The sequence below is a fragment of the Dermacoccus sp. NHGro5 genome (genome assembly GCF_017565385.1).
Lineage (GTDB): Bacteria > Actinomycetota > Actinomycetes > Actinomycetales > Dermatophilaceae > Dermacoccus > Dermacoccus nishinomiyaensis.
Map to the genome: position 1 here is coordinate 156,363 of NZ_JAGEKQ010000008.1, position 25,531 is coordinate 181,893.

The 25,531-nt window shown below is 68.5% G+C and carries 20 protein-coding genes; 3 read left to right on the forward strand and 17 right to left on the reverse strand.

Going from position 1 to position 25,531, the window contains the following annotated elements; all coding sequences use genetic code 11:
- Positions 1-34 precede the first annotated feature (34 nt).
- From J4Z35_RS04910 to J4Z35_RS04925, 4 genes are all read right to left on the reverse strand, one after another.
- Positions 35-1,300, reverse strand: coding sequence for an FAD-binding protein (locus J4Z35_RS04910; RefSeq protein WP_074039620.1), 1,266 nt, complete (start codon positions 1,298-1,300; stop codon positions 35-37).
- 192 nt (positions 1,301-1,492) lie between these two features.
- Positions 1,493-2,503 (reverse strand): NADP-dependent oxidoreductase, encoded by a 1,011-nt coding sequence (locus J4Z35_RS04915; RefSeq protein WP_074039617.1) that lies wholly within the window; start codon positions 2,501-2,503, stop codon positions 1,493-1,495.
- 233 nt (positions 2,504-2,736) lie between these two features.
- Positions 2,737-3,201: a GNAT family N-acetyltransferase gene (locus tag J4Z35_RS04920; protein WP_083603792.1), complete on the reverse strand. Its 465-nt coding sequence runs from the start codon at positions 3,199-3,201 to the stop codon at positions 2,737-2,739.
- Positions 3,202-3,292: 91 nt separating this feature from the next.
- Positions 3,293-4,459: an acyl-CoA dehydrogenase family protein gene (locus J4Z35_RS04925; protein WP_074039615.1), complete on the reverse strand. Its 1,167-nt coding sequence runs from the start codon at positions 4,457-4,459 to the stop codon at positions 3,293-3,295.
- A 285-nt stretch (positions 4,460-4,744) separates the two neighbouring features.
- Here J4Z35_RS04925 and J4Z35_RS04930 point away from each other — a divergent pair, with 285 nt between their 5' ends.
- Complete coding sequence (locus J4Z35_RS04930) at positions 4,745-6,145, forward strand: hypothetical protein (RefSeq protein ID WP_062257184.1); 1,401 nt, start codon at positions 4,745-4,747, stop codon at positions 6,143-6,145.
- A 143-nt stretch (positions 6,146-6,288) separates the two neighbouring features.
- Entirely contained in the window at positions 6,289-7,704 is a 1,416-nt protein-coding gene (locus J4Z35_RS04935) for a hypothetical protein (RefSeq protein ID WP_074039613.1), read from the forward strand.
- 57 nt (positions 7,705-7,761) lie between these two features.
- Here J4Z35_RS04935 and pheA read toward each other — a convergent pair whose 3' ends face one another.
- The 3 genes from pheA to J4Z35_RS04950 are packed head-to-tail and all read right to left on the reverse strand — an operon-like array spanning position 7,762 to position 9,981.
- Positions 7,762-8,892, reverse strand: a complete 1,131-nt coding sequence (gene pheA, locus J4Z35_RS04940; RefSeq protein WP_074039611.1) for a prephenate dehydratase — start codon at positions 8,890-8,892, stop codon at positions 7,762-7,764.
- Positions 8,889-9,323, reverse strand: a complete 435-nt coding sequence (locus J4Z35_RS04945; protein ID WP_074039609.1) for a DUF4446 family protein — start codon at positions 9,321-9,323, stop codon at positions 8,889-8,891. Before J4Z35_RS04945 ends, pheA begins: the two co-directional genes overlap by 4 nt.
- Positions 9,324-9,354: 31 nt before the next feature.
- The gene (locus tag J4Z35_RS04950; RefSeq protein WP_074039607.1) at positions 9,355-9,981 is read right to left on the reverse strand and encodes a TMEM165/GDT1 family protein; all 627 of its coding nucleotides are present in this window, start codon (positions 9,979-9,981) and stop codon (positions 9,355-9,357) included.
- Positions 9,982-10,039: 58 nt separating this feature from the next.
- Here J4Z35_RS04950 and J4Z35_RS04955 point away from each other — a divergent pair, with 58 nt between their 5' ends.
- Positions 10,040-12,265 (forward strand): hypothetical protein, encoded by a 2,226-nt coding sequence (locus tag J4Z35_RS04955; RefSeq protein ID WP_208065401.1) that lies wholly within the window; start codon positions 10,040-10,042, stop codon positions 12,263-12,265.
- 367 nt (positions 12,266-12,632) lie between these two features.
- Here J4Z35_RS04955 and J4Z35_RS04960 read toward each other — a convergent pair whose 3' ends face one another.
- The 10 genes from J4Z35_RS04960 to J4Z35_RS05005 all read right to left on the reverse strand — a co-directional run bounded on the left by J4Z35_RS04960 (position 12,633) and on the right by J4Z35_RS05005 (position 25,466).
- A complete protein-coding gene (locus J4Z35_RS04960) occupies positions 12,633-13,526 on the reverse strand; it encodes a DUF5926 family protein (RefSeq protein WP_074039601.1) in 894 nt (297 codons plus the stop codon).
- 351 nt (positions 13,527-13,877) lie between these two features.
- Entirely contained in the window at positions 13,878-14,294 is a 417-nt protein-coding gene (locus J4Z35_RS04965) for an ATP-binding protein (protein WP_006947063.1), read from the reverse strand.
- A gap of 171 nt (positions 14,295-14,465) precedes the next feature.
- On the reverse strand, positions 14,466-14,861 hold the full coding sequence (locus J4Z35_RS04970; protein WP_074039600.1) for a hypothetical protein: 396 nt from the start codon (positions 14,859-14,861) through the stop codon (positions 14,466-14,468).
- A gap of 2 nt (positions 14,862-14,863) precedes the next feature.
- A complete protein-coding gene (locus tag J4Z35_RS04975) occupies positions 14,864-15,241 on the reverse strand; it encodes a helix-turn-helix transcriptional regulator (protein ID WP_074039599.1) in 378 nt (125 codons plus the stop codon).
- A 47-nt stretch (positions 15,242-15,288) separates the two neighbouring features.
- On the reverse strand, positions 15,289-15,702 hold the full coding sequence (locus tag J4Z35_RS04980) for a hypothetical protein (RefSeq protein ID WP_131940348.1): 414 nt from the start codon (positions 15,700-15,702) through the stop codon (positions 15,289-15,291).
- Between the two features lie 111 nt (positions 15,703-15,813).
- Complete coding sequence (locus tag J4Z35_RS04985) at positions 15,814-16,887, reverse strand: Swt1 family HEPN domain-containing protein (RefSeq protein WP_208065402.1); 1,074 nt, start codon at positions 16,885-16,887, stop codon at positions 15,814-15,816.
- On the reverse strand, positions 16,884-20,078 hold the full coding sequence (locus tag J4Z35_RS04990; protein WP_208065403.1) for a type I restriction endonuclease subunit R: 3,195 nt from the start codon (positions 20,076-20,078) through the stop codon (positions 16,884-16,886). The genes J4Z35_RS04985 and J4Z35_RS04990 overlap by 4 nt, the downstream gene beginning before the upstream one ends.
- A 9-nt stretch (positions 20,079-20,087) precedes the next feature.
- The gene (locus tag J4Z35_RS04995) at positions 20,088-21,251 is read right to left on the reverse strand and encodes a restriction endonuclease subunit S (protein ID WP_208065404.1); all 1,164 of its coding nucleotides are present in this window, start codon (positions 21,249-21,251) and stop codon (positions 20,088-20,090) included.
- A complete protein-coding gene (locus tag J4Z35_RS05000) occupies positions 21,248-22,828 on the reverse strand; it encodes a class I SAM-dependent DNA methyltransferase (RefSeq protein ID WP_208065424.1) in 1,581 nt (526 codons plus the stop codon). The genes J4Z35_RS04995 and J4Z35_RS05000 overlap by 4 nt, the downstream gene beginning before the upstream one ends.
- A 535-nt stretch (positions 22,829-23,363) precedes the next feature.
- Positions 23,364-25,466 (reverse strand): hypothetical protein, encoded by a 2,103-nt coding sequence (locus J4Z35_RS05005; protein WP_208065405.1) that lies wholly within the window; start codon positions 25,464-25,466, stop codon positions 23,364-23,366.
- Between the last annotated feature and the right edge of the window lie 65 nt (positions 25,467-25,531).

Genomic DNA, 25,531 nt, shown 5'->3' on the forward strand with positions numbered 1-25,531 from the left:
AGGAAATTACGCCTGCCCCCGTTGCAGCACCAAATCAGGCCGGCTCATTCCCGAGCAACCGCTCGATCCAGGCGTTGCGGAACATGCCGGACGGGTCATGCCGACGCGCCTCGCCGTCGAGGGCATGCAGTCCGGGGAACTGTTCGCTGAGCTGCTGTGGCGGTGCCGCGTGCAGCTTGCCCCAGTGCGGGCGCGGGTGGCCGAGTGCAGCTTCGAGGGCCGGCAGTTCACGGCGGACGGCGTCCGGGTCGCGGCGCCAGGTGAGGTGGATGGCGAGCATCTCGCCGGTGGCGAACGGGCTCGCACTGAGGCTGTCGCCGGCGACGGCGCGGATCTCCATCGAATGCGCGAGGCGGGCGAAGACGTCGGCGAACTGTGGCAGCGCTCCCAGGGCGTCCGCGACCGTTTCACGTGAAACGAAGTACTCGCTCTGCACCTCGTCGCCGACGCTGGGGGCGAAGTCGCTGCGGAAGTGAGTCAGCCGTTCGGCGCTCGGCCCGTGAACACCGAGCTGCTCAGTCACCGCGACGGGATCAGCGCCTGGGCTCGGGTGACGAGGGCTCGTGGCGGCGCGGGCGCCGGCGAGCTGCGCCGGAGCATCGACGCCGCGCGGACGCTTGGCGAACAGCAACGCCCGACCGCCGTCGCTCCAGTCGGGGGCGATGCTGAACGAGTAGAGCGGGCGCGTCAGGTCGTCGAGATGGTCGACGAGGGTGTCGTATTCGAGCCCTTCGTACACCGTCGTCGCGATGTCGAACGCGGGCACGACGTCGAGGATCAACTCGACGACGGGCCCGAACAGACCGAGATGCACGGGATAGTGCTCGAACCCGGGTTCGCCGCGCGTCATCGTGTGCAGCTCGCCCGCAGCGGTGACGTGGGTGAGCGAACGCACCGCAGACGCGAGGCTCGGACGCTCCCATCCGGAGCCGTGCGTCGCCGTCGCGATGGCCCCGGCGACGGTGATGTGCGGCAGTGACGCAAGGTTCTCGAGCGCCCAACCACGCTGCGCGAGAACGGCGTTGACCTGCGCATACGTGGCGCCGCCGTCGATGGTGACGCAGCGCGCGTCCTCGTCGAGGTCGATGCGACGCTCGAGGTCGAGGAGGCTGAGCTGCACGCCGTCTGTGTCGGCGATGCCGTTGAAGCTGTGGCCGGTGCCGACGACCCTCAGCCGCCCACCGTCGGCCGCTGCCCGACAGACCGCGTCCTGCACCTGCGAGGTCGTCCGCGGCGCGTATCGCTCGGGTGCTTCGAAGACGACGGTGCCGGCCCAGTTCGTGGCAAGGAGTGCGCTCATCCCCCGACGTTATACCCGCCCGACGGCGCTCGCCCGGGGTGCTCGAGGCCGGGGTGCTGGGTCTACCGGCGAGTGAGTCAGTCGTGTCCGGGTGAGTCAGTCAGGACTGACTCACCCGGACGTTGGTGACGCAGTTGGATCTCACGTCGCATGCGCCGCCCTGCGGGGCGTGGCGCGACGGGAGTCGAACCATTAGATCGAGACGACCATCTTGCCGGTGTTGGCGCCGTTCAGCAGATCCATGAACGCCTGCGGCGCGTTCTCCAGGCCCTCGACGACCGTCTCGTCCCACTGAACCGAGCCATCGGCGAGCCACGTCGCCATCTTCTGCTGGAACTCGGGCACGAGGTCGCGGAAGTCGCTTTGGATGAACCCGCGGATCGTGATGCGCTTGCCGATGACGAGCGCGAGGTTGCGCGGCGCGGCGGCCGGCTCCGTCGAGTTGTACTGCGCGATGGCGCCGCACATCGCGATGCGCCCGTGGGTGTTCATCGACGAGATGGCCGCCTCGAGGTGGTCGCCCCCGACGTTGTCGAAGTAGACGTCGATGCCGTCCGGCGCGGCGTTCTTGAGCAGGCCGCGGACGTCACCGTCCTTGTAGTTGAAGGCGGCGTCGAAACCGAGCTCCTCGAGACGCGCGATCTTCTGTGCGGAGCCCGCCGAACCGATGACGCGGGACGCACCCTCGAGTTTCGCGATCTGACCGACGAGCGAGCCGACGGCACCGGCCGCGCCGGAAACGAACACCGCGTCGCCGGAGTGGAATTCACCGACGCGCATGAGCCCGCCGTACGCCGTGATGCCGGGCATGCCGAGCGCGCCCAGGTAGGCGGACGGCGACACCTGCGCGCCACCGACGTTCGTGGAGACCTTGCGTGCCGCCTTCGCGGGCACGACGGCCATGTCGCGCCAGCCGAGGCCATGGAGGACGAGGTCACCCTCCGCGAAACCCTCAGCGCGGGATTCGACGACCTCGCCGACCGCGCCGCCGTCGAGGGGCTCGTCGATCTGGAACGGCGGCACGTAGGACTTCACGTCGTTCATGCGGCCACGCATGTAGGGGTCGACGCTCATGACGGTGTTGCGCACGAGCAGTTCGCCGTCGCCGAGGGCGGGGAGTTCCCGCGTCTCGAGGCGGAAGTTGTCGGAGGTGGGCGCGCCGTGGGGGCGCGATGCGAGCACGATCATCTGCGAAGTTGCCATGCCCTCACACTGCCACGGGCCACCGACAACGCTCCAACCGAGCCGGCCGAAGCCCCTGCGCATCAACGGTCCACGACGGTCGATGCAAGGGCGAATATGACCGAAATCGCGGCTGAGGACGCCGTTCGCCGATGTGGGCGGAAATCACCGATGTGGACGCCGCTTGCGAAGATGGACGAATCGCAGATGGGGACGACAATCGCGCAGGGGCGGGCCTTCAGGGACGCAGCGCGTCAGTGGTGGTCGCGCAGTTTCAGCTGGTAGTCGACCGTCGCGCCCGTGGTGTCTAGCTGTTCGAAGCCGTGCGATTCGTACAGGCGGTGCGCGTAGGCGTTGTTGCTCTGCGTGCTGACGCGAACGTGGTGCGCACCGTTCTCACGGGCACCGTCGAGTACCGCTTCGAGCAGCGACCCGCCGACGCGGCGTCCGCGTGCGCCTCCGTCGACGAACAGGTCGGCGATCACCCAGTCGTGAGTGAGGTGGATCGAGTCGAACGCGCGGTAGACCTGCGCGAACCCGACGACGCCCACGCTGTCCCGGGCGCCGAGGACGAGCGTCTGCCCCGTCTCGATGCGCTCGGCCAGAAACGTCCGCGCGTCTGGCGTTGGCGCCTTGCCGCAGAAGCTGCGGTACTGCTCGAACAGATCGACGAGCTCGTCGACGTCCCCAGGCATGGCATGTGCGATATCGATGTTCACGCCTTCATCCTGCCCAATCGCGCACGAAGCGGCCTCTGGGCACCGCAGAGCGGTTCGCCGGGACTCGACGAACCGCTCTGCGGGCGTCAGGTCACAACGAGCGGGCGATGAGTTCCTTCATCACCTCGTTGGCGCCGCCGTAGATCTTCTGGATGCGCGCGCCGGCGTACATCTTCGCGATGGGGTACTCGAGCATGAAGCCGTAGCCGCCGAACAGCTGCAGGACGCGGTCGATGACATTGCACTGCACGTCCGTCGTCCAGTATTTCGCTCGCGAGGCGGTGGCCGAGTCGAGCTTGCGCTCCATGTGCAGCATGATGCAGTGATCGAGCAGGGTGCGGGCGGCGAGCACGTCCGTCGAGCACTCGGCGAGCACGAAGCGCGTGTTCTGCAGGTCCATCAGCGTGCCGTCGAACAGTTCACGCGACTTCGCGTGCTCGACCCCGAGCTTCACGGCCAGCTCCGCCGATCCGACGGCGGTGCACGCGAGGCCGAGGCGCTCCTGCGGCAGCTGCTCCATGAGGTGGTAGAAACCGCGCCCTTCCTCGCCGAGCAGATTCGCGACGGGCACGCGCATGTCGGTGAAGTGCAGTTCGCGCGTGTCCTGACCGTGCTGGCCGATCTTCTGCAGCACGCGCCCGCGCTCGAAGCCGTCGAGGTCGGCCGTCTCGAGCACGATGAGCGAGATGCCCTTGTGCCCGGCGGCCTTGTCACGCTCGCAGGTGCGGGCCACGAGGACGATGAGGTCGGCGTGGCCGGCGTTCGTGATGAACGTCTTCGAGCCGTTGATGATGAACTCGTCGCCGTCGCGCACCGCGCGCGTCGAGACGCGCTTGAGGTCGGAGCCAGCGCCGGGTTCCGTCATGCCGACGGCGCCGACCCATTCGCCGGAGCACAGCTTCGGCAGCCACTTGCGCTTCTGCTCCTCGGTGCCGTAGGCGACGATGTAGTGCGTCACGATGATGGCGTGGACGACGAAGCCCCACGAGTCGTCACCGGCCTTCGCCTGCTCGATGGCGACGACGGCCTCGTGCGCGAACGTCGCGCCGCTGCCGCCGTACTCCTCTGGCACCGACAGGCCGAGCAGGCCCAGCTCACCCGCCTTCGTCCAGACGTCACGATCGACCTGGTGCTGTTCGCTGTAGCGGTCGATGTTCGCGAAGATCTCGCGGCTGAACGTGGCGGCGAGACGCTGGAGGTCTTCCAGTTCGTCGTCCATCCACGGCGAGCGGTACGGCAGGGGTGCGGCCGGGCCCATGGGTCTTTCCTTTCGTCGGTTCCACCAGTGTGCCCCACATCACAACAACCTTGGCGCTGCGGGCGCGTCTCATTCACTGCCCGTCGCACCGGCTCCTTCACCCGAAGGGACCAATGACCCTGGATCTATGTTGACCGTCAGGTACGCTTTATCGAACGCGAGTGGTGAAATCCGACACGCGTAGTGGGTCTGACGTCCGACCGGGTGGTGGCGGACGACAGACCCGCGCGAGCCGCCACGGCGCCGCGCACGGGGGAAGCGCAACCGAGAACGAGGAGCTGCTGCATGGCCAGCCATGACGCCGGGTGGGAGGCGTTCCGCGAGGAGTTCCGCCACTGGATGGAGCTTCGGGGGATGACGAGCAGGGCCCTCGCCGCTCGCCTCAACGAACTCTCCGTCGACCAGCCGTTCGACGAGCACGTCGTCAAGCGATGGCGCCACTCCACGTCACCGCCCCTCGAAGCCGTGCGTCACATCGCCTCGCTGCTCGCGATGAGCGACGATCCGAGCGGTCAGGCTCCCTACGATCCCGCGTTCATCCTGCGTCGCATGGGCCTGCTCGCGCCCGCCGCGCCGGCCCAGGAACTTCTCGACACGAGCCTGCGCCTGCAGGAGCTTCGCCTGCGCCTCAGTGAGGTGCGCGGCCAGCTGAGCCGCCACGCCGCGCGAACCGGCGCCGGCCAGCTCGTCCAGACGGCGCTTTCGTATGGGTACGCCGCGGCCGTCTTCCCCGTCTGGGAGGGGCCGGTCGGCTATCCGATGCATGTCGCCGACCGCATCGACTTCCGCACCCCGCGCGACGACATCCCTGCCGTCGAGGAGAACGACGAGATGCTCGCCGCGCTCGTCGCCAACGCCGCCGTACCGGGCACCCGCCATCCACGATTCAGCACCCAGCCTGATGATCTGGCTGAACAATCGCACTGGGCGATCCAGCTCATCGGCCGCCCCTCGATGCGCAACGGCAAGGCCATCCACCCCGCCGCGCCGGCGATCGCCGTCACCGCCTCGACGACGAGTGCGTGGGCCGACGACGTGGGCGGCATCATCGCGTGGCTGCTCGGCTACGGCTTCGTCTCGACCCGCGAGATCGCGCGTGAGCTGACGCGCAACCCGATCGCGACGGACGCGCTGCGCAGCGAGGTGCACGATCAGTTCGTCGCGCGCCCGCCGTCGCACCACGTGTGGACGCACCACAGCGTCATGGTGCCCGAGGACAACCCGAACTCACCGTGGGCCGCAGCCGACGGAACCGGCTCGCCCGGCCTCGTGCACATCCGACTCGTCGAGGATCACCGGCTCATCGAGTGGACGTCCGAATGGCTCGGCGGGCAGCTCGGCATGAGCGCCGAGGAGGCTCTGACGCTGGCGGAGACCACCGCGTCCACCGTCGAGGCCCGCCTGCACAGCGGCGCGCTCGCCCACGTGCGACGACGCACCCTGCTCGTGCCGACACCGTTCGCCGAGACGCCGGCGCAGCGGTGGGAGAACGCCCTCGGCGCGGCGCTGGCCGCGACGCGCTTTCTCGCCGAGCTCGGCGTCGAGCGCACCGACGGCCTCGACGCCGTGCATGATCGGTTGCTGCGAGACGAACCGGACATCGCCCACTCCTTGCTGCGGTGGCTGGCCGACCACGAGTGCCCCCTGGTCAATCCGAAATTTTCGTCCTGGTCGAATAGGGCCTGACGAGGGTCGGCGAAAATTTCTGTCCACAGGTCGGACAACCGACTTAGTGGGCGGCGAAGCGAGCCGCGCCTTCCTACACTGGCCGGAAGCCACGGCATGCGCCCGCGTCGGACACGGGCACGCTCACGAGGGGACCACCGACGATGGCAGCGCACGACTCCAGCTGGGAGATCTTCCGCAGCGAACTCAAGCATTGGATGGAACTGCGCCGCTTCACGAACAAGGCGCTCGCCGAGGCGATCAACGCAGACCTGCCCTCCAGCGGTCTGAGCGCACCCGTCGACGAGCAGATCATCAAGCGCTGGCGGCACTCGACGTCACCGCCCCTGATGACGCTCAAGGTCATCGGACGCATCCTCGGCATGAGCAGCGACCCCACCGGCCGCGCGATCTACGACCCGACGCACCTGCCGCGCGTCATGGGCATCCTCGACCCCGCCCCCGAGAACCCCGAGCTCATCGAAGCGGCCTACCGGCTGCAGACGGTGCGCGCCAAGATCGCCGAGGCCCAGAGCACCCTGACGGCGATCACTGCTGACGAGGGCGCCGTCAACGTCGTGCGCACGGCCACCGCGTCGGGGCTCGGCGCCGCCGTCCTGCCCGTCTTCGAGGGCCCGCGCGGCTACCCGATGCACGTCTCCGACCGCATCGACCTACGCGCACAGGGCGCCGAGGCCACCGCGCCGCAACCGAACCAGTACCCCCTCGTCCACGACGCGCTGCACGACGCGTTCGCCGTCCGCAGCCGACGCGCACCGCGCTTCGCCGACACGAGCCTGCAGCCCAACCCCGACGCCTACGCCGCCTGGGCCGTGCAGCACGTCGGCTGCCCGCGCGCGAGCGAGGTGCATCGCCCCCATGTCGGCCTGCCCGCCATCGCCATCACGTCCGTCACGACGACGCCGTGGCCCGACGAAGTCGGCGACCTCATCGCGATGGTGCTCGGCTACGGCTTCACGACGACGCGTGAGCTCGCCCGCGAGCTCGTGTGCGACCCCTATGCGGCGGAACCGCTGCGCGCCGACATCCATGACAACTTGCTCTACGCGGCGACCCCGCTGCGTCGCGTGTGGACGCACCACGGCGCCGTCGTTCCGCCGGCGAACGACCATGCACCGTTCGGCGACGCGCAGGGCCGCGCGACGAGTCAGCTGCTGCACTTCTACGTGCGCGAGGACGATGCGTCCCTGCGTCACGCCGCCGAGCACCCGGCGGGCCGCCTCGACCCCGTCTCTCCGGAGGAGCTCGACGCCGCCGTCGCCCGCACGAGCGCGACGCGCGCGGAACTCGACGCTCGGTTCGAGCGCGTGCAGGACAACCCGCGCATCCGACGCATCGACTACGCCTTCACGCCCGAGGCCGAGGACCGCTGGGCGCTGGTGTTCGAGATGACGCTGACGATCCTGCGCACGCTCGACGAGCTGGGCGTGCGCCTCAACCTCACCGAACTGCACGAGCGACTCGCGCGCACCGAACCGCAGGTCGCACCGCAGGTGCTGCGCTGGCTCGCCGACCACGACGCGCCGTTCGTCGAGTCGCGTCACCGCACGTGGCACTGACGGGCGACTGACGCGCGGCGCCCTGCGACGAGGAGACCCCGTTCAGGCGGCCGGCGCTCAGCGCAGCGCGTGCAGCCAGGCGCGGGCGCCCGCGAAGGCCTCGTCGCTCGTCTCGGGGGCGACGTCGACGGGACGCTTGTCGGCGCGTGCGTACGAGCCGAGGTAGCGCACGTCGGCGGCGACGCGCTTGAGCCCCATGAGCGCCTCCCCGACACGTTCGGACGCGATGTGCCCCTCGATGTCGAGCGAGAAGCAGTAGCTGCCCATCGCCTCGCCCGTCGGGCGCGATTCGAGGCGCGACATGCTGATGCCGCGCGTCGCGAACTGCTCGAGCAGTTCGAGCAGCCCACCGGCGCGGTCGGCGTGTTGGTACAGCACGAGCGTCGTCTTGTCGTGGCCCGTCGGCGCGGGGGTGCGGGGGCGGCCCGCGGCGTCGCGGGCCTTCGTCACGAGGACGAATCGGGTGACGGCGCCCGCGTTGTCGCCGATGTGCGTGGCAAGGGTCTCGAGGCCGAAGACGTCGGCGGCCATCGGCGCGCACACGGCCGCCTGGAAGTTCTCGGCGGCGTCATCCGCGAGGCTCTGCGCGGCGGCGGCCGTCGACAGCGTCGGCACGTAGGTCGCCTGTGGCAGGTTCGACGCCATCCAGCCGCGCACCTGCGGCCACGCGTGCGAGTGCGACCCGACGCCCGTGATCTGCTCGGCGCGCGTGCCCGGGCGGGCCGCGAGGACGAACGTGATCGGCACGAGCACCTCACCGACGAGCAGCAGCTGCGAGTCCGTGGGGGCGCCGGCTCCCGCGTTGAGGGCGTCCAGCGTGGAGCTCACGCCACCTTCGACGCTGTTCTCGATCGGCACCATGACGCCGTCGACGCCACCCGAACGCACCGCGTCGAGCGCTGCCGGGACGGTCGCGAACGGGACCGAACGTTCCAGGGCAGCCGCGACGAGGCTGTCCGTCGTGGTCGGGGCGGCGGACGAGCTGGGAGTCTGGTGCGGGTGCGAACTCGCCTCACCTGGGGTCGAAGCACCCGCGGCAGGCGCGGTCGCGGCCGCCCCCTCGTCACTGGCGGGACGCACCGCTTCGGCGGCGTCACGCGTCTGCTGCTCTAGCCACCCCCGCAGCGCAGCCTGCGTGAACGTGCCGGCAGGGCCGAGGTAGCCGTAGGTCGGTTCGTCGTGCGTCATCGGGCATTCCCCTCACCGGCGCGCGCCGCGGCGACCGCCTGCTTCTCCTCGGGCGTGAGCTCGCTCGAGCTCGCGCCTGCTTCGACACTCTTGGCGTACGTGCGTGACTCGGCGCGCCCGTGGATCGACGAGATGACGAGCCCGTCACCGGCGTCATCGACGAGGGCCACCGAGAACGACAGCTGACCCGCCATGTCGCCGAACGCGTCGTAGCGGACGACGGCGACGTGCTTGAGCGCGCGTCGCGAACCGGCACGGGCTGCGGCGAGTTCGGTTCGGGCGGAGGCGATCTCGCGCGCCAGCTGCCGCGGGCCGCCGTCGTCGTCACCGATGATGGACGCGAGGCGGACCTCGCTCGCGCGGACCTGCAGGAGCGCCCACCCGGCGAGCAGGAGAGCACACACTGCGACGGCGAGAGCGACGGCGATCACGACGTCAGCCTATGCAACCGGGCGTGGTCGATCAGACCGGCACCCAGGCCGGGAATTCGACGCCGGCGAGGGCGGCCACCATGAGCGCCGCGAACAGCAGGCACACGACGCCACCGGCGGTGCGGATGGCGGAGAGGCTGAGCCGCTTGAGCAGCGCCTTTCCGGCGACGGCGCCCAGCGCCGAGACCAGGGCGAGCGCGAGGAACGCCGACAGGCCGACGAGCCAGGGGTTGCCGCCACGCGCGACGAAACCGGCGGTCGCGAGCTGGCTCAGGTCGCCCCACTCGGCGAGGAACAGGATGAGGAAGCTCGCCCCGATCGCCTTGAGCCCCTCGGCCGGCTTGGCCTTGGCACCGAACTCCTCCTCGGCCTCCGCCTCACCCTCATCGGCCTCCTTCGCGCCCTTGATCAGCACGAAACCTGCGACGAGGAACAGCAGCGCGACGATGGCGTGCACCGGCTTCTCGGGAAGCAGCGTGAGGACGCGTCCGAACAGGACGGCGACGACCGTCTGGACGGCGAACGCCGACGCGACACCGATCCACACGTACAGCGGTCGGTATTTCGTCGCGAGCACGAGCGTCGCGATGAAGGTCTTGTCAGGGAGTTCGACGAGGAACAGCGTCGTGAAGACGGTCAGGGCGAGAGCGAGATCCACGGGCCACGAGCCTACCGGGTCGCCGCGAGGATCCAGGATCAGCGACTACGCTTGAGCGGTGTTCCGTCGGTGGCTCGTGACTGCTCTCGTCGCCGCCGTGACGTTCGCGGCGCTCGCCGTGGGCATCTCCGTCGCCAAGTCCGACACCTCCCCCACGCATCGCGCGCAGCCGGGCAACCTCGTCGTCGTCGGCATGCCGGGGCTGACATGGAGCGACATCAACCCCGACACGACACCGACGCTGTGGGACATGTCGCAGCACGCCGCCGTCGGCAACCAGCTCGTCCGCGTCATCAGCGACCACTCGTGCAGCGACGCGGCATGGGTGACGCTGGGCTCCGGTACACGCACCCCGCTCGGCTACAGCCCGCCGATGGCGGCAGCGTCCGGCACGAACGACTTCTGCCCGCCCCCGGTGAAAGGCGAGTACGACGCGACGCACCACACCTACCGCTACCCGCAGTGGAGCACGTGGGCCAAGGACGCGCTGAAACGCAACATCCCCTCACGCATGGGGCTCGTCACCTCGACACTGGAGAAGGACGGCCAGTGCGTCAGCGCCGTCGGAGAACGGGCGACGCTCGGTGCGGCGAACCGTCAGGGCGTCGTCTCGCACTACTGGCCGAGAATCTCCGGCGCTGACCTCGCCGCGTGCCCCGTCACGTACGTCTCGCTCGAGGGGCGCAGCGACGCGCAACTGCGTCAGGTGCTCGACGCGGCACCCATCGACACGACCGTCCTCGTCACCGGCCTCACCGACGACGAACGCCCCGAATCGCCGCGCGCGATCATGCTCGACGGGCCGACGGTCGGCTCGGGCATGCTGCGCTCGCGCCAGACGCGTCAGCGAGGGATCGTCACGACGACCGACATCTCCGCGTTCGTCCTCGAACGCACCCCCCGCGCGCCGGTGCTCGGCGAGGGGCGCCCCCTGTCGATCGAACCCGTCTCGACGCCCGCCGCACTGCGCTCGGTGCGCAACACCCAGACCCTGCTGCGCACCGAACGCAACCTCGTCGGTCCGTTCTTCGTCTGGGTTGCGGCCCTCGGCGCGCTCGCCGTCACCATCGGGGCGTGGCTGTCGGTCCGCGCGCGCTGGTGGCCCTGGAGCGGACGTGACGTGGCCGACGGCAACGACGCGGGCGTCGGTGCGGGCCCACGTCCTGGTGTGGCGTGGTGGCCCTGGAGCGGACGCGACGCGGCTGACGGCAACGACGCGGCCCGCGCCGTCATGACGCGCCGGCTGCGGGTGGCGCGCGGTTGGTGGGCGACGACGGGTGCGCTGCTCGGTGCGGTGCCGGTGGCCACCTTCCTGGCGAAGCTCTACGCCTGGTACCTCCACGACCATGCGTTGGCGTGGCTCGGCGGGTGCGTCGTCGTCATCATCGTCGTCATCGCGACGCTAGCACTGCTCGGGCCGTGGCGTCGCTGGACGCCCGGCCCTGCCGTCTTCGTCGCCTCCTGCACCGCGCTGGTGCTCGCGATGGATGCGGTACAGGGATCGCCGCTGCAGCTCGTCAGCGTGCTCGGGCTGCAGCCGGTGTACGGCGGCCGATTCTTCGGGATGGGCAACGTCGGATACGCGCTGTTCATGACGTCATGCCTGTTCGTCGCGGCGATGCTCGCGGGGCGTTATCGCGCGATGAAACGGCCGCGGCTCGCATTGCTGACGGTGCTCGCGATCGGCGTGCCCGCCATCCTCGTCAACGGGGTGCCGCAGTGGGGCAACGAGGGTGGCGGCTCGGCAGCGTTCGTGCCCGCGATCATCTACCTGGCGATGCGTGCGCGCGGGTGGCGGATCACGCTGACGCGACTGCTGCTCGCCGCGTTGGGCGGTGCTGCGTTCGTCTTCGTCATCGGCTGGCTCGACTACCTGCGCGGCGAGAGTGCGCGCACACACCTCGGCGACATCTTCGCCGGCCTCATCGGCGACGGGCAGGTCAACCCGATCAGGCGGGTGCTGTACGCAAACTGGCACATGCTCAACACGCATTGGTTCTACTGGTTCGTGCCGATCTGGCTCGTCGTGTGCATCGTCGTGCTCGCGTTTCCCGACGGGCCCGGGCGCTTCCTCAAGCCACTGCTCGTGCGCGTGCCCATGATGCGGCACGGCCTCATCGCCATCACGATCATGCTCGCCGCCGGATTCCTCGCCAACGACTCGGGCACCTCGATCCCGCCCGCCGGGGCGCTCGTCATCATGCCACTGCTCGTCATCGTCGCGGCGCGCCTCGGATCGCCGCGCACGAGCGAAGCCCCTCGCGTGCCTGCCGTGAAGAGTTGACGGCCGTACCCATCTGCGATTTACGCCCACGTTCAACGGACGTTGCGGGCAGGCGAGTGTGGACGAGAATCGCAGATGTGTACAGGCTTCCGGGGGCTTCGAGCCCTTCCCACTGCTCCCTTCACACCGTCGCCGACGTGGAGCCGACGTCGGACGCGCGCCGCGCTCGGCCCCTTCCGTCAGACGACGACGCCCCCGGCAGCGACACGTGTGAGGCCCCGCACCTGACGATGTGGGGGCCTGACGAAGAGTGCAGGCGAGGTGAGCGCCTGGCGACGGAGTCGACGAGGCAGACGCCCCACGCTGAGCCCTGACTCACCAGGATCTGACGGTGAGAGCCGAGCTCAGTGCGACCTGAAGGCGGACGTCAGCGCAGCGTGATCTGGCGCGAGACGATGCCGTTGCGGGCGCGACCTTCGTCGGCGGTGAGCGGCTCGGTCTCGAGCGAGGCAAACGCATCGTCGAAGGCCTTGGCGAGTTCGGCCATCGGCGCGGCCTGCTGCTCGGGCAGGCGGTCGGTCGCGACCTCCCAGACGGGCGTCAGCACGCCGCACGCACGGAACGCGCCGAGGAGGCGGCCTTCGTCGTCGTTCTCCGGCATGCGCGCCTTGCCGGATGCGGACAGGCGGGCGAGCGCGTCGGTGGCCTTGTTCTCGTCGTGCGGCAGCACCCAGCGGATGAAGGCGCGATCGCCGATGAGGCACCAGTAGGCGGAGTCGACGCCGTCGATCGGGGCGGTCGGAGCGATCGACTCGTTGGCGTCCTCCATCGAGACGGAGGCCTCTTCGCCGATCTCGTGCTCCTCGGGGATCCAGAAGTCGAACGTCTCGTGCACGGTCGGTTCGAACGTCGTGCTCGTGATGATGTCCTGCAGGCGCGGCGTCGCGGCGCTGACGCGCGGCGGTGCGGGCAGCGGCTGGCCGTTCTCGAGCTGCGTGACAGCGATGAGCTGCGCGGCGAGGTCGCGGCTCGCGTCGCCGGATCCACCGCCCGTCTGCAGCGCCACCATCATGTCGCCGTCCTCGCGACGCAGGCCGGGCCACGCCATCGGCAGGATCGTCGCGATGACCGCCTCGTGCTCCTGCCCGTGGACCTCGAAGGTGACCTTTGCCGTCGCCGACGGGACGATCTCACGCATCGCCACCCAGTCCGTCTCACCTGCGAGGCCCTCGAATGGACGCGCGACGAACGGCGCCGGCATCTGCGACGGATCGAGCGGACGCTTGTTCTCTTTGCCCTTGCGGCGTGAAGCCTTACCCATGGTCGATGAGTCTAGTGATGTCGTGTGCCCGCGGCGGCGCGATGCGTCATCTCGCTGCGGTAGTGGAACGTCGTCAGGCGCGCCTGCGCGACGGCCCACACGCGTGTCGCAGCGAGTGCATCTGCCGAGCCTGAGAGGCCGATGCGCCGCAAGACGCGCAGAGAAATGTTTGGGCGGGCCGCCGCGGAGGCGGCCTGCCCGAGCTTGCGAGGTCAGGCGCGCCTGCGCGACGGGCCGCACGCGTGTCGCAGCGCGTGCATCTGCCGAGCGTGCGAGGCCGATGCGCCGCAAGACGCGCAAAAAAACTTGGGCGTCGCACGTCGACGCCCGCGCTGGGCGAACGTAGTGAGCTCAGGCGCGGCGTCGGCTGGGGCCGCCCAAACTGGCCCACACCGTGCGGCCGTTGCGTTCGTCGCTGACGCCCCATTCGTGGGCGAGGGAGCGGACGATGCGCAGGCCGCGGCCAGAGTTGACCCATTCACTCTTGGGTTTGGGCATGGGGATGTCGTCGCCGCCGCCGTCGGTCACTTCGATCTCGACGCGCGGGGCGCGCACCTTCCAGTGCACGCGGATGCTGCCGTCGGGCAGGGGCTTGGCGTGGCGGATGGCGTTGGTGACGAGTTCGCTGACGACGATCTCGCATTCGCCGATGACTTCGTCGCTGATCTCGCCGTCGGAGAGGTCGTCGACGATGGTGCGGCGGATGCTGGGCACGGATTCGAGCGTCCAGTCCAGGCGGACGGTGCGGACGCGGGCGTCGCTCGACATGTCGTGGCTACCTCGTGCGGTCGGACCTCGCGGGGCGGGGTGGTGTTCAGCGTTCGTTCAACCTTGCCACACATCGCAACGGGCGTGGGGTTGGGTGCGCGGCCCCACGGGTGCGCCGCGGCGGATCTGAGCGAACCGGCCGGGGATGGAGCTGGCATCCCGGCCCCGGTGTCAGTGGCTGTGCGGTTCGGGAGGCAGTCGCCGAAGAGGCAGGCGCTGGTCGATGCTGAATGCTGCCGCCTGCAGGGCTCCGCGGGCGTGGGGCCACACGGCATCCAGGGCTCCGTGAGCGTCGGATTCGGGCCAATCCCGAGCGAAACTCTCATCATTCGGCACTGCGAACTCACACAGAAGCTCAGCGCGAACGGCGCACATGCCGTCGTCCCCGGTGGCGGTGATGTCGATACGAACCCGGGCCGCCTTCTCGAAGTGGGCCGCGTCGAAACTCGCACTCATCTTGCCCGCGAGAGGAGCCCACTCGGGTAGCTCGTCGTCAGCTTTCACAGCCGCGCTGGTGCTCAACACCGTCACCGCTCGCAGCTCCACGTCGACCCCGGCGATCAGCACGGTCAGCCACCCACGGCGAAGATCATGGTGCGGGCATCGCGTCGCGCGCGAGGCACTCCCACCACCGGAGCGACATCTTCGGGCTCGATGTCGACGGTCAACGTCGGGCGGGCAGGGTTGACGACGTGTCGCACCTCTGCGCCCACGGCGATGGCATAGCGACGCAGCGATGACAGGTGGAGATCGCGGTTTCCTGCTTCGATGCGCGCGACACCGCTCTGCGAGATCCCCATGCGTTCGCCCACGTCACCTTGGGAGAGATTCTTCCCCTTGCGCAGCTCGACGAGGCGGCTCAGCCACTCCTCCTCGTGCACGAGGTTGCGCTCGGCGAGACGATCCTCGTCTGTCTCGGGCCCGAAGATGTCATCGAGAAAATCCATCACACACCCCCACGTATGCACTCAGAGTCATATACCCCCAGTATGACTCATGAACTGAAATGCGCGAGGCGCACCGCCTCAGCCTCGTCCATGTGCCCGTTCTGGGCTGCGCGCCACCCTGCTGTGTCGGGGTACTTGGCCCGGAACGTCAAAAAGGTGAGCTCATCGAGGTGCTCGGGCTCGGTGAAATACAGCCGGGCTGCCAGGTGAGCACCGTCCTCGTCGATGACGTTCTTCCACCGCATCTCGAGCACGAGTGGCCGCCGCACGGATTGTTTGACGTCGTGCGCGCATCCCCTCTGCGACGGGCCGCAGGGACAGAACTGCAATGTGCCTTCCAGCGCCCGGTCGCGCTTGCGCTTGATCTGAGCGCGCAGGTCGGCGCGAACCGCCGGCGGCAGGGACGCCAGCATCTCGCGCAGGCCAGGGTCTGCTCGAGCAACATCCGGCGTCACCCACATCGCGGCGCCGTCACGCGTCGACCGGACTCCGGGCGGCCACGCCAGCCTCATCCGGCACCTTCACTCATCATGATCCCGAGAGTGCCACTCGCCACCGACAACGCTCAACGCTCACTCGAGTAGGGCCTCAGCGCGGTTCAGCACCTCACGAACCGAAGCGGTACGCCGCTGGCGGCCGAACGTGGCGAGCGTGGCGGCCTGGACTTCGGGGGCTGACGCCGGAGCGCCGAGCTGGTCGGTCCAGTAGCGCAATGCGTTCGCTACTTCGCGTGGACACAGATCCTCCGGTTTTGTCCGGGGCCCGGGCCGGAATTGCGTCCACTCCGCGAGCTTGATATCCACCGGCCAGATGAAGCCATCACTGTCGATGTCGCCCGGGAGCTGCTTGATCTGGCGCATCAGGCTCCGCCGCAGGGCAGGTGAGATGCGACGCTCGAAGGCTGCGGCAGTAAGCCGCGCCAGCCGTTCCGTCGACACCGGCCCTTCTGTCTCTACGATGATCTTCAGCGTGCCTTGCACACGTTGACGGCAAGCGTCCCGTTTCAAGTTCTCGATGTCCGAACGCTCCCCGAGGATGACGGGGTGCCACGGTTCGTATGCCAGCCGTTCGTCGCCGAGTGGGGCACCGTCCAGCACTGCGGGGATGGCGGGGATGGGGACCTCCGGCGTGACGGCCCCGTCGATGTCCTCCGCGGGCATAAGCTCGCGCCGCGCTGGCATGGGCTGCCCACCCCCGTACAGTGCGCGTCCAACGTCGTCACGAATCGCAGCGAGACGGCGCGCCCCTTCAACGTCTCCCAGCGCATCGAGGAGTTGCGCAGCATGGTCACCGGCGCGCCATGCGTCGCGGGGTTCAAGAACGTCGTTGTGTCTTTCCGTGTTCCGGAGCTGTCGCAGCTGGGTGCCGAGGGACGAGACGCGTCGGGGATGTCGCGGGTCATCGTCAAATGGGTAGCCGAGTTCACCCAGTCTCTCGGTGAGCATGCGCAACTGCGCGGCGAGGTCGTTTCGCGAGTACTGGCCGCGTGGACGCCCCCGGGATTCGTCGAGGGCTCGGAGAATCTCCGTCCATTCCAGACCGTGGAGGAACTCACGAAGACGCGCGTCGATCAGCGGCTCGAGTCTTTCTTCGAGAGCGTCGAGAGCCCGGCGGACCTCGTGCCTCGTCTGCACTGGGTCACTCATCGCGCGTCCTCCGCATACTTCGGGGCCAGGGTTTCCATCTGCTGCATGACTCTCACGATGGCTTCGGGTTGCTGATCCGGCGGGTAGCCGTACTTGCGCAGCAGTCGTCGGATGGTGGTGCGTAGCTTGGCGCGCACGTCTTCACGCACCGTCCAGTCGATGCGCGTGTCGCGCCGCATGGCGGCCACCAGATCACGGGCGATCTGAGCGAGCACGTCGTCGCCCATGACGTCGACGGCTGCTTCGTTCTCGGCCACGACGTCGTAGAACGCCAACTCGTCATGTTCCAGCGGTGGCGAGAACCGCTCACCACGCCGCCCTTCGGCCGCGGCCTCCTTGGCCAACTCGACGAGCTCGGCGATCACCTCGGCCGACGTCAGCTGCTGGTTCGTGTACTTGAACATCAGCTCGTTGACGCGCTCGGAGAACAGCTTGGAACGCACCTCGTTGCCGGCGGTCGCGGTGCGCGCGTCGGTGAGCAACTGCGCCTTGAGCGCGTCGATCGCGGCCTGCGCGCGGTCGGGCTGGGCGGCCTCTTCGATCCAGGTCGGCGACAGGTCCGACAGCGTCGGCGGTTCGAGCCCGGCGGCACGGTAGATGTCGACGACGCCCGTCGCCTCGGTCGACTCGACGACGAGGGCCCCGAGCCGCAGTCGGATGTCCTCCGGGATCGGTTCACCGCGCGCGACACGATCGGCGGCGTCGCGCTTCGCCATCCACTCGCGCACCTCACCGAAGAAACGCACCTGCGGGCGCACCCGCTCGACCGTCGCCTCACCGGCCGCGAGCGCCCACGCTCGCGCGAGCTTCGCGGCGGTCACCCGGAACTGCTCACCCAGGGGCCGCACGTCGGGGTCGCCCTCGTCGCGGTTGCCCGGCGTCAACGGCGAACGCAACGCATTCGTGACGGCGAGCGCCGCGTTGCGCCACGCGCGCGGCGTGTCCTCGTTCGCGAGGGCACGCCAGTCGACGCCGGCAGCGGTGACGGTCTCCTCCAGCGAGTCGACGAGGTCGAACACGATCTCCGCGGCGTCACCGGCCGTCTGCCCGACGGCTTTCTCGCCGGGCGTCCCGGCCTCGCGGGTGAACTCGCCGAGCGCCTTCGTCAGGTTCTCCGCGAGCGGCGCGTACGCGACGAGCAGGCCGTCGGCCTTGCCCCGGTAGGTGCGGTTGACCCGGGCGAGGGTCTGCATGAGCAGTGCGCCCTTGAGCAGACGGTCGATGTAGATCGTGTGCAGCGCCGGCGCGTCGAAGCCGGTGAGCATCATGTCCTTGACGATGACGATCTCGAGCGGGTCGTCCGCGTTCTTCATCCGCTTCTTCACGGCGGCCGTCGCGCTGGGGCGTCGCAGGTGTTTCGTCACCTCGGCGTCGTCGCTCGGCGTGGCGTTGTAGACGACCTTGATGACGCCCTTGTCGTCGGCGTCGTCGTGCCATTCCGGGCGCAGCGCGACGATCTTCGCGTAGAGACGCGCCGCGGTGCGTCGCGTCGCGCAGACGATCATCGACTTGCCGGGCCCGCCGATGAACGGCGTCATGAGTTCGCGCCGCCTCTCCCAGTGGCTCACGACGTCCGCGGCCAACTTCTCGAGACGTTCGTCGGAGCCGTAGATCGTGTCGAGCTTGGCGATGCTCTGCTGCAGTCGCGCCTTGTCGGCGTCGTCGAGCCCGGCGGAGACCTCCTCGGCGCGTTCGTCGATGTCTTCGTCGCCGAAGCCGTCGACGCGTTGTACCTGGATGAGGCGCTGCTCGAACGCGACCGGCACGGTCGCGCCGTCCTTGACGGCTCGCAGCAGGTCGTAGACGTCGATGTCGTCGCCGAACACGCGCCGCGTGTCGCGCTCACCTTCGGCGATGGGGGTACCGGTGAACGCGATGAGCGTCGCGTTCGGCAACGCCATCTTGAGGTGACGTGCGTACCCGTCGAGGGTGTCGTAGTGGCTGCGGTGCGCCTCGTCGGCCATGACGATGATGTTGCGCCGATCCGACAGCAGCGGATGGTCGGCGCCCGCTTCGCGTTCGCTCTGGGTGAGGCCGAACTTCTGCAGCGTCGTGAAGTAAATGCCGCCCGTCAGCTGTTCGCTGAGCAGGCGCCGCAGCTCGTCGCGCGAGGCCACCTGCTTCGGTTCCTCCGGCAGCAGGGCGCTCACCCGGAACCCGTCGAAGAGCTGGGTGTCGAGTTCTTGACGGTCGGTGATGACGACGACCGTCGGGTTCGCGAGGCGCTGGTGGCGCATCACCTTGGCCGTGTAGAGCTCCATCTCCATCGACTTGCCGGAGCCCTGCGTGTGCCAGACGACGCCGGCGCGGCCGTCACTGTCGACGGCGTTGATGGTGGACGCGACGGCTTTCGTCACGGCAAAGTACTGGTGGGGTTTGGCGATGCGCTTGCCGAGGCCTTCTTCGGATTGATCGAACGCGATGAAGTCGCGCATGATCTGCCCGAACCGGTCGATGTTGAACAGGCCCGTCAGTGTGAGGTCGAGTTCGGTCGTCGCCTCCCCGTCGAGGTCGGTCTCACCGAACTCCATGAGGTGGCCCTCTTCGTCGACGTTCCACGGCGCGAAGTGGTTGTACGGCGTCCACGGCGTGCCGTACTTCGCGCTGATGCCGTCGCTCGCGACGACGAACGCGCAGAAACGAAAAGCCATCGGGAACTCGCGCAGGTACGTCTGCAACTGGTTGTAGGCGCCCTCGACCGTCGCGTTCTTCGCGGCGGCCTGCTTGAGTTCGACGATGACGAGCGGCAGGCCGTTGACGTAGAGGACGACGTCGAAGCGACGCTCGCGCTCACGGCTGCGGATCGTCACCTGCTGCACCGCGAAGTACGCGTTCTTCGAGACATCGCCGTGCGCCATGAAATGGATCGTCGGGCTCTGCTCGCGACCCTCGTCGTCGACGTACGTGATGCCCGTGTAGCCGCGGACGAGGATGTCGTGCAAGCGCTTGTTCTCCGCCAGCGCGTCCTGCGACTGCGGCGCGAGCACCTCCGCCTTCGCCTGCTGCAGGTACTCCTCGGGCACCCCGGGGTTGAGGTCGCGCAGCTTCTGACTCAGCGTGCCGTGCAGGACGATGTCGGCCCACGACTCGCGCTCCTTCGAGCCGGGTGCCAGCTCCTTGCCGTGCTTCGGCTGCCACTCCAACTCACCGAGCTGATCGAGCACGAGCTGCTCCCAATCGGCCTCAGTCATGACCGGCACTCACACCACCCCTTCCACACGCTTCTCCGCGTCCTTAACGGTGATCTTGCCCGACATGAGCAGCGGCAACAGCTCATCGCGGGTTTTCGCGAGGGTTTCGTTCTCCTCGCTGAGTGCACGTTCCTGCGCGGCAAACATGTCGCACTCGTCTTCCAGGGCGCCCCGCACATCTTTTCCCGGTACGGCAAGCTCAAGTGTCTTGAGATTCCCCATACTGATCTTGGGTTGGACAGCGCCCGTCACAAGGTGGCGTGCTTCTGCCCTGTAGACCAACCATCGGAGAAGAGACGTCGAGACCGTAGTTCCACGCAGGACATGCGCATGGTTGTTCACCCACGACGGCCCCCAGATGTACTGCACGACCGCACGCCCCTCGTCCGTGATGACCGTGCCGTCTTCCCCCACAAGCACTAGCGGCTCATCGAACAGCGAGTCATCCACCGTATCGAGCCGCCCGGCCGCCCCGTAATAGGGCACCTCACCTGGGCGAGCTTCACGCTCGCCCTTCGAGAGCGGCACCCGCTTGCGGTTGAGGAACTCGGCGACATCACCAACACGGCACCGGTCAGCGTCTCCGAGCGCAACTTCGACCCGAAACTGCGCGATCTTGTGGCCACCATCGATCACCCGGCGGTTGGCGGCGATCTTGTCGTCCAGCGCCCCCAGTACCTCCGCGATCGCCCGTTGCAGGGGTAAAGGGGCAACAGGGATGACCAATTCCCTGAGTATTCCCAGGTTGATATGAGGTACACCCGTACGGATAGCCACCGAGTCGATGAGCTGGCGAAACTCCTCCAACTGGCACGCATACAGAACGTAACGACTATCGGCCTTTCGCGGGTCCACGCGTAGTCGCATCTGACTTTGCGAAATAACGAAGGGATGGCTTCCCTCATCTAGGCGTGCCACCTGTCCGAGCGTTCCCCGCTGAGTAAAGACCAGGTCGCCCGCAGACGCTGTGTTGCGTGCAAGATCAGACTTGAACTTTTCCTCGCTAACGTAAACGAACGGGCCGTGGAGGCGCCCGTCTTCACCCATGTTGGCCCCGCGAATGACTGGAACGCCCGAAGGGCGGTAGTCATGGCTCACCAGGTTGGAGCCGAAGGGCCCCCCCACGAAACCTTTTTCTGCCGCCAGCTCGCCAAGAGGCACATAGGTTGTCATGCCAACCTCCCCAACTGCTCGCGAACGACGGCATCCAACCGCGCCGACTCGTCGAGCGCGGCCGTGAGTTCCTTCGTGAGCCGCGCGATCTTCTCGTCGATGGGTTCGGAATCTTCCGCAGCCGCCGCGGCACCCACGTACCGGCCGGGCGTCAACGCGTAGTCGGCGGCGCGGATCTCGTCGAGCGTCACGCTCTTGCAGAAGCCGGGCACGTCCTCGTACTCGCCGTCTGCCGATGCGCGGCCGCGCCAGGTGCGGAACGTGTTCGCGATGCGCGCGATGTCGTCGTCGGAGAACGTGCGCTCCACGCGGTCGACCATGTGGCCGACCTCGCGGGCGTCGATGAACAGCACCTGCTTGCGCCGGTCGTTCGCGCCGGCCGCACCGGCCTTCTTGTCCTTCGCGAAGAACCACACGCACACGGGAATCGCTGTGCCGCGGAAGAGGTTGCCTGGCATCGCGATCATGCACGAGACGACGTCGTCCTCGAGCATCGCCTTGCGGATGTCGCCCTCGCCGCCGCTGTTCGACGCCATCGTGCCGTTCGCCATGACGACGGCCGCCTCACCGTGCGGCGCGAGCTTGCTCAGGATGTGCTGCATCCACCCGTAGTTCGCGTTGCGCGCGGGCGGCACCCCGTACTTCCAGCGGGCGTCTTCGGTGTTGCGCGCCCACTCCTTCTGATTGAACGGCGGGTTCGCCATTGCGTAGTCGGCGACGACACCCGGGTGGATGTCGCGCGCGAACGTGTCACCCCAGCGCGGGCCGAGGCCCTGGGAGTCGATGCCGTGGATGGCGAGGTTCATCTTCGCCAGGCGCCACGTCTCCTCGATGCTCTCCTGGCCGTAGACGACGATCGCGTCACGATCCTCCTTGTGCCGCTCCAAGAACTTCTCGGCCTGCACGAACATGCCGCCCGAGCCGCACGCCGGGTCGTACACGCGCCCGGAGTGCGGTTCGAGAATTTCGACGAGCGTGCGCACGAGCACCGGCGGGGTGAAGAACTCGCCGCCGCGCTTGCCCTCGGCCTTCGCAAACTTCTCGAGGAAGTACTCGTACACCTCACCGAGCAGGTCGCGTGCCTTCGTCGCGCCCTCGCCGGTGAAGCGCACCGAGTTGAACAGGTCGATCAGTTCGCCGAGGCGACGCTGGTCGATGTTGTCGCGCCCGAAGATCGTCGGCAGCGTGCCCTGCAGCGACTCGTTCTGCTTCATCAGCGTCGCCATCGCCTCGTCGATGAGCTTGCCGACGCTCTTGCTCTCCTGCCCGCCCGCAGCCTCCATGCCCTTGGCGTGACGTGCGATGAAGCTCCAGCGCGCGTTCGTCGGCACCCAGAACACGCCGTTGCCGACGTATTCGTCGGGGTCTTCGAGCGTGTCGCTGACGAAGTTCTCCGCCTCACCCGCCAGCTCCTCACGGATCTGCTCGCGGCGCTCCTCGAACGCATCCGAGACGTACTTGAGGAAGACGATGCCGAGCACGACATCCTTGTACTGGCTCGCGCTCATCGAGCCGCGCAGCTTGTCCGCGGCCTTCCACAACGTGTCGTGCAGTTCCTTCTTCGACGACGGCGCCATTGCGGCGGCCTTGGCCTTGGGTGGGGTCACGGGGTTTCTCCTTGCAGGTACGGGCTTTGAGTCTTCGGTGCCGCGTCGAGACGTGTGCGCGTCGTTTCACGGCAGATGGATGTGGCGGGATCGGGGACGCACCGACGAGGTTCGAGTCCCTGTTGCTGGTGTGGCCATCCCCTGCGGCGACAGGAGGGGACGCGCTGCTCGGCAGAGTGGGGGCACGCCTGGGGCCCACCATCGATGTCAAGGCTTAGAGTCCCTTTACATCGGTGTTGTGGCCTCGCTGGGACGAGCCACTGCAGTGGCGGTCGCGCGGATCGGACGATCAGTCTTCCAAACTGATCACACGACATTGCTCCCGGCTGCAGAAAGCGCGCCGCTCGAGTCGCGGGTTCAAGTCCCGTTACTCGCGGCGTTTCTGCCTGCGGCCATCGACGGACTGTTGCTCCGTAGGTCGAGACGCCGACCTCATAGGTGTTCCACAACCACCTGTTGACAAGGCAGGTGGACAGTTGCCCGTGCCACTGCCAATCACGGACGGTCATGCGGCGCCGCCCCTCGACGCTGCACCTTCTTGCATGTCATGCGTAGGACGCGTGGACGAGATCTCGGCGCGCAAGACGCCCTCGGCGATGCCGGTGAGCACCGTCGTCTCGTATGCGTCGAGCGCTGTGAGCTGGTCGCGCAAGGCCCGCCTACGGGCGGCCACCGTCGTCGCGACACGCTGCGCTGCGTCGGCCTGCTCGGCCGGCGTGAGATGGAGGTGCCAACCGGCGGTGTCGACGCCGCGTTGAACGTTGATGTCGAGCGCAGCCTGCGCCGAGATCAAGCGCAAACCGTCGGGCGCGCCACTTCGAGGTCGCAGGATGCGTGCCGGCGTCTGCACGACGCGTCCACCCCGCTCGTCGACGATCGCGGCCGGTCGTTCGACGGCGACGAACACAACATCCCCAGGTTCGGTGTAGCGCACCTGCGGCACGACACGCTCGACCTCGAGACGATCCACGCGCCGCGCACCGACCGCGCGCAGGCCCCGCACCTCGTCAGCACCGATGACGTCGACGAGCGCGCCTCGCGTCGCCGCGGTGATCTCGTCCGGCACGCGGTGGCCCCGACGCACACTCGCCCACGTGCTGACGACGTCAGCCCAGGTCTTGGGCGCCTGGGCGGCAACCAGCCCCGCGGAGACGAGGTCGACCTCGGACGCCAACGGCGCGCCGGCGCGGCTCTCGTGACCCCACGCCTGGGCAAGCACCTCACCGCCGTCACGCGGCTCGCGCACGCCGGGCGGAACGACGAGCGACGGCTCGTCGAGCAGGTTGTACGTCGCGCGATGACGCGCCCGCAAGAATGCGTGCGTTGCGCGATCACCCGAGCAGGCGGCGGCGACATCCGCAGCAAGGGCATCGCACTCACCGGGGTCTAGTGCGTGGTTCGCGTGGTCGTCGTACGTCGTGAAAGCCGGGCGCGTGTCGTCGGTGTTCGGGGCCAGTGCCCACAGTGCGAGGCGGCGGCGACCCGTCGCGCGCAGCATCCCCTTCGGCAGCGTGGCGACGTAGCGTAGCGGCAGCGTGTAATCCGGTGCGAGGCCGGCTCGCTGCTCCTGACGATGACGTGACACCGCCCTCTGGGCCTGGCTGATGTTGAAGCACTCACGGCGGGCTTCGTCGAGGTTCGATCCCTCGCCGAGGGTGCCGACGAGAAGATCGGCGGGGGCGAGGACGAGGGCCACGTCGCGATCTGCAAGGTCATGGGAGACGGCGCGAACCTTCTCGAACAGCGTGATGGCAGCATGCGCGTCGGCGCGGTTCTCGACGATGACGTGGAGGTTGTCGCCTGCGTCGGTGCCCGTCGTCTCGATTCCGCGCGCGGCGAAGGCGCGTAGAGCCAGGCGTGACGCAGCCGAGGCCCGGCCCGGTGCCACCTCGGCGCCTTTCTCGCGCACACTCAGCCCGGCGTTGAGCGGCATGGTGCCCTGGCCGAGGGATGACGTTCCGTCGGCGGGGATGTCCGCCGCGACCTGTGTCAGCAGGGCCAGCGCGCCCTGTCCGTGAAGGACGACGTGATGGTCAGCCGTCGCCACCGCACGCAGCAGCGACGTGAACATCGCGGCGGCGTCGACCGTGAGCGAGTGCTCCGCGAAGGCTCCGCCCGGTGCGTGCTCCGCCGCGACGAGCCGCCACAGCACGCGTTCACCGCCGTAGCCGGCTTCGGCGAGGGTGTCGACGTCGGCGACGAGGGCTGCGTCATCGAGAGCCGCCAGCATCTCGCGCGGCGGGAGCAACGCCGGCAGCTGCGCGTCCAGAATCGCGTCGAACGCCGTCTCCGCGTCGAGGTCGGCGAGGAGTTCGCCGGTGAGGGCCTGCAGGAGCAGCAGACCCGACGCGGCGTCGAGATGCTCACGGATCGTCGCGAAACGGGACGAATGGAGCGCCGCATCGACCGCCGCGTCCGGGTTGTTGCCGCGGCCCGTACGAGTGAGCCATTCGCCGACCGCGTCGGCGCTGAACGTGAGCGAGCGCGCGTCAACAGGGGCCGGGAACCCACCCTCGGTCGTGGGGTAGCGCGATCGCCACATCGACACGACGGCTCGTCGGACGCCCGCGAGGTCGGCCACCTGCTGCATCGTCAGGGTGTCAGGCATCGGCGGCTCCTCTCATGGTCTCGGGCGGTTCTCAGGGGGCTGGAGGCGACAGCTGACCGATGCGG

What these genes read in the sequence shown, in the direction of transcription:
- J4Z35_RS04910 (WP_074039620.1), bottom strand. Translation starts at nt 1,300, where the DNA reads ATGAGCGCACTCCTTGCCACGAACTGGGCCGGCACCGTCGTCTTCGAA.
- J4Z35_RS04915 (WP_074039617.1), bottom strand. Translation starts at nt 2,503, where the DNA reads ATGGCAACTTCGCAGATGATCGTGCTCGCATCGCGCCCCCACGGCGCG.
- J4Z35_RS04925 (WP_074039615.1), bottom strand. Translation starts at nt 4,459, where the DNA reads ATGGGCCCGGCCGCACCCCTGCCGTACCGCTCGCCGTGGATGGACGAC.
- J4Z35_RS04930 (WP_062257184.1), top strand. Translation starts at nt 4,745, where the DNA reads ATGGCCAGCCATGACGCCGGGTGGGAGGCGTTCCGCGAGGAGTTCCGC.
- J4Z35_RS04935 (WP_074039613.1), top strand. Translation starts at nt 6,289, where the DNA reads ATGGCAGCGCACGACTCCAGCTGGGAGATCTTCCGCAGCGAACTCAAG.
- pheA (WP_074039611.1), bottom strand. Translation starts at nt 8,892, where the DNA reads ATGACGCACGACGAACCGACCTACGGCTACCTCGGCCCTGCCGGCACG.
- J4Z35_RS04960 (WP_074039601.1), bottom strand. Translation starts at nt 13,526, where the DNA reads ATGGGTAAGGCTTCACGCCGCAAGGGCAAAGAGAACAAGCGTCCGCTC.
- J4Z35_RS04965 (WP_006947063.1), bottom strand. Translation starts at nt 14,294, where the DNA reads ATGTCGAGCGACGCCCGCGTCCGCACCGTCCGCCTGGACTGGACGCTC.
- J4Z35_RS04975 (WP_074039599.1), bottom strand. Translation starts at nt 15,241, where the DNA reads ATGGATTTTCTCGATGACATCTTCGGGCCCGAGACAGACGAGGATCGT.
- J4Z35_RS04980 (WP_131940348.1), bottom strand. Translation starts at nt 15,702, where the DNA reads ATGTGGGTGACGCCGGATGTTGCTCGAGCAGACCCTGGCCTGCGCGAG.
- J4Z35_RS04985 (WP_208065402.1), bottom strand. Translation starts at nt 16,887, where the DNA reads ATGAGTGACCCAGTGCAGACGAGGCACGAGGTCCGCCGGGCTCTCGAC.
- J4Z35_RS04990 (WP_208065403.1), bottom strand. Translation starts at nt 20,078, where the DNA reads ATGACTGAGGCCGATTGGGAGCAGCTCGTGCTCGATCAGCTCGGTGAG.
- J4Z35_RS04995 (WP_208065404.1), bottom strand. Translation starts at nt 21,251, where the DNA reads ATGACAACCTATGTGCCTCTTGGCGAGCTGGCGGCAGAAAAAGGTTTC.
- J4Z35_RS05000 (WP_208065424.1), bottom strand. Translation starts at nt 22,828, where the DNA reads ATGGCGCCGTCGTCGAAGAAGGAACTGCACGACACGTTGTGGAAGGCC.
- J4Z35_RS05005 (WP_208065405.1), bottom strand. Translation starts at nt 25,466, where the DNA reads ATGCCTGACACCCTGACGATGCAGCAGGTGGCCGACCTCGCGGGCGTC.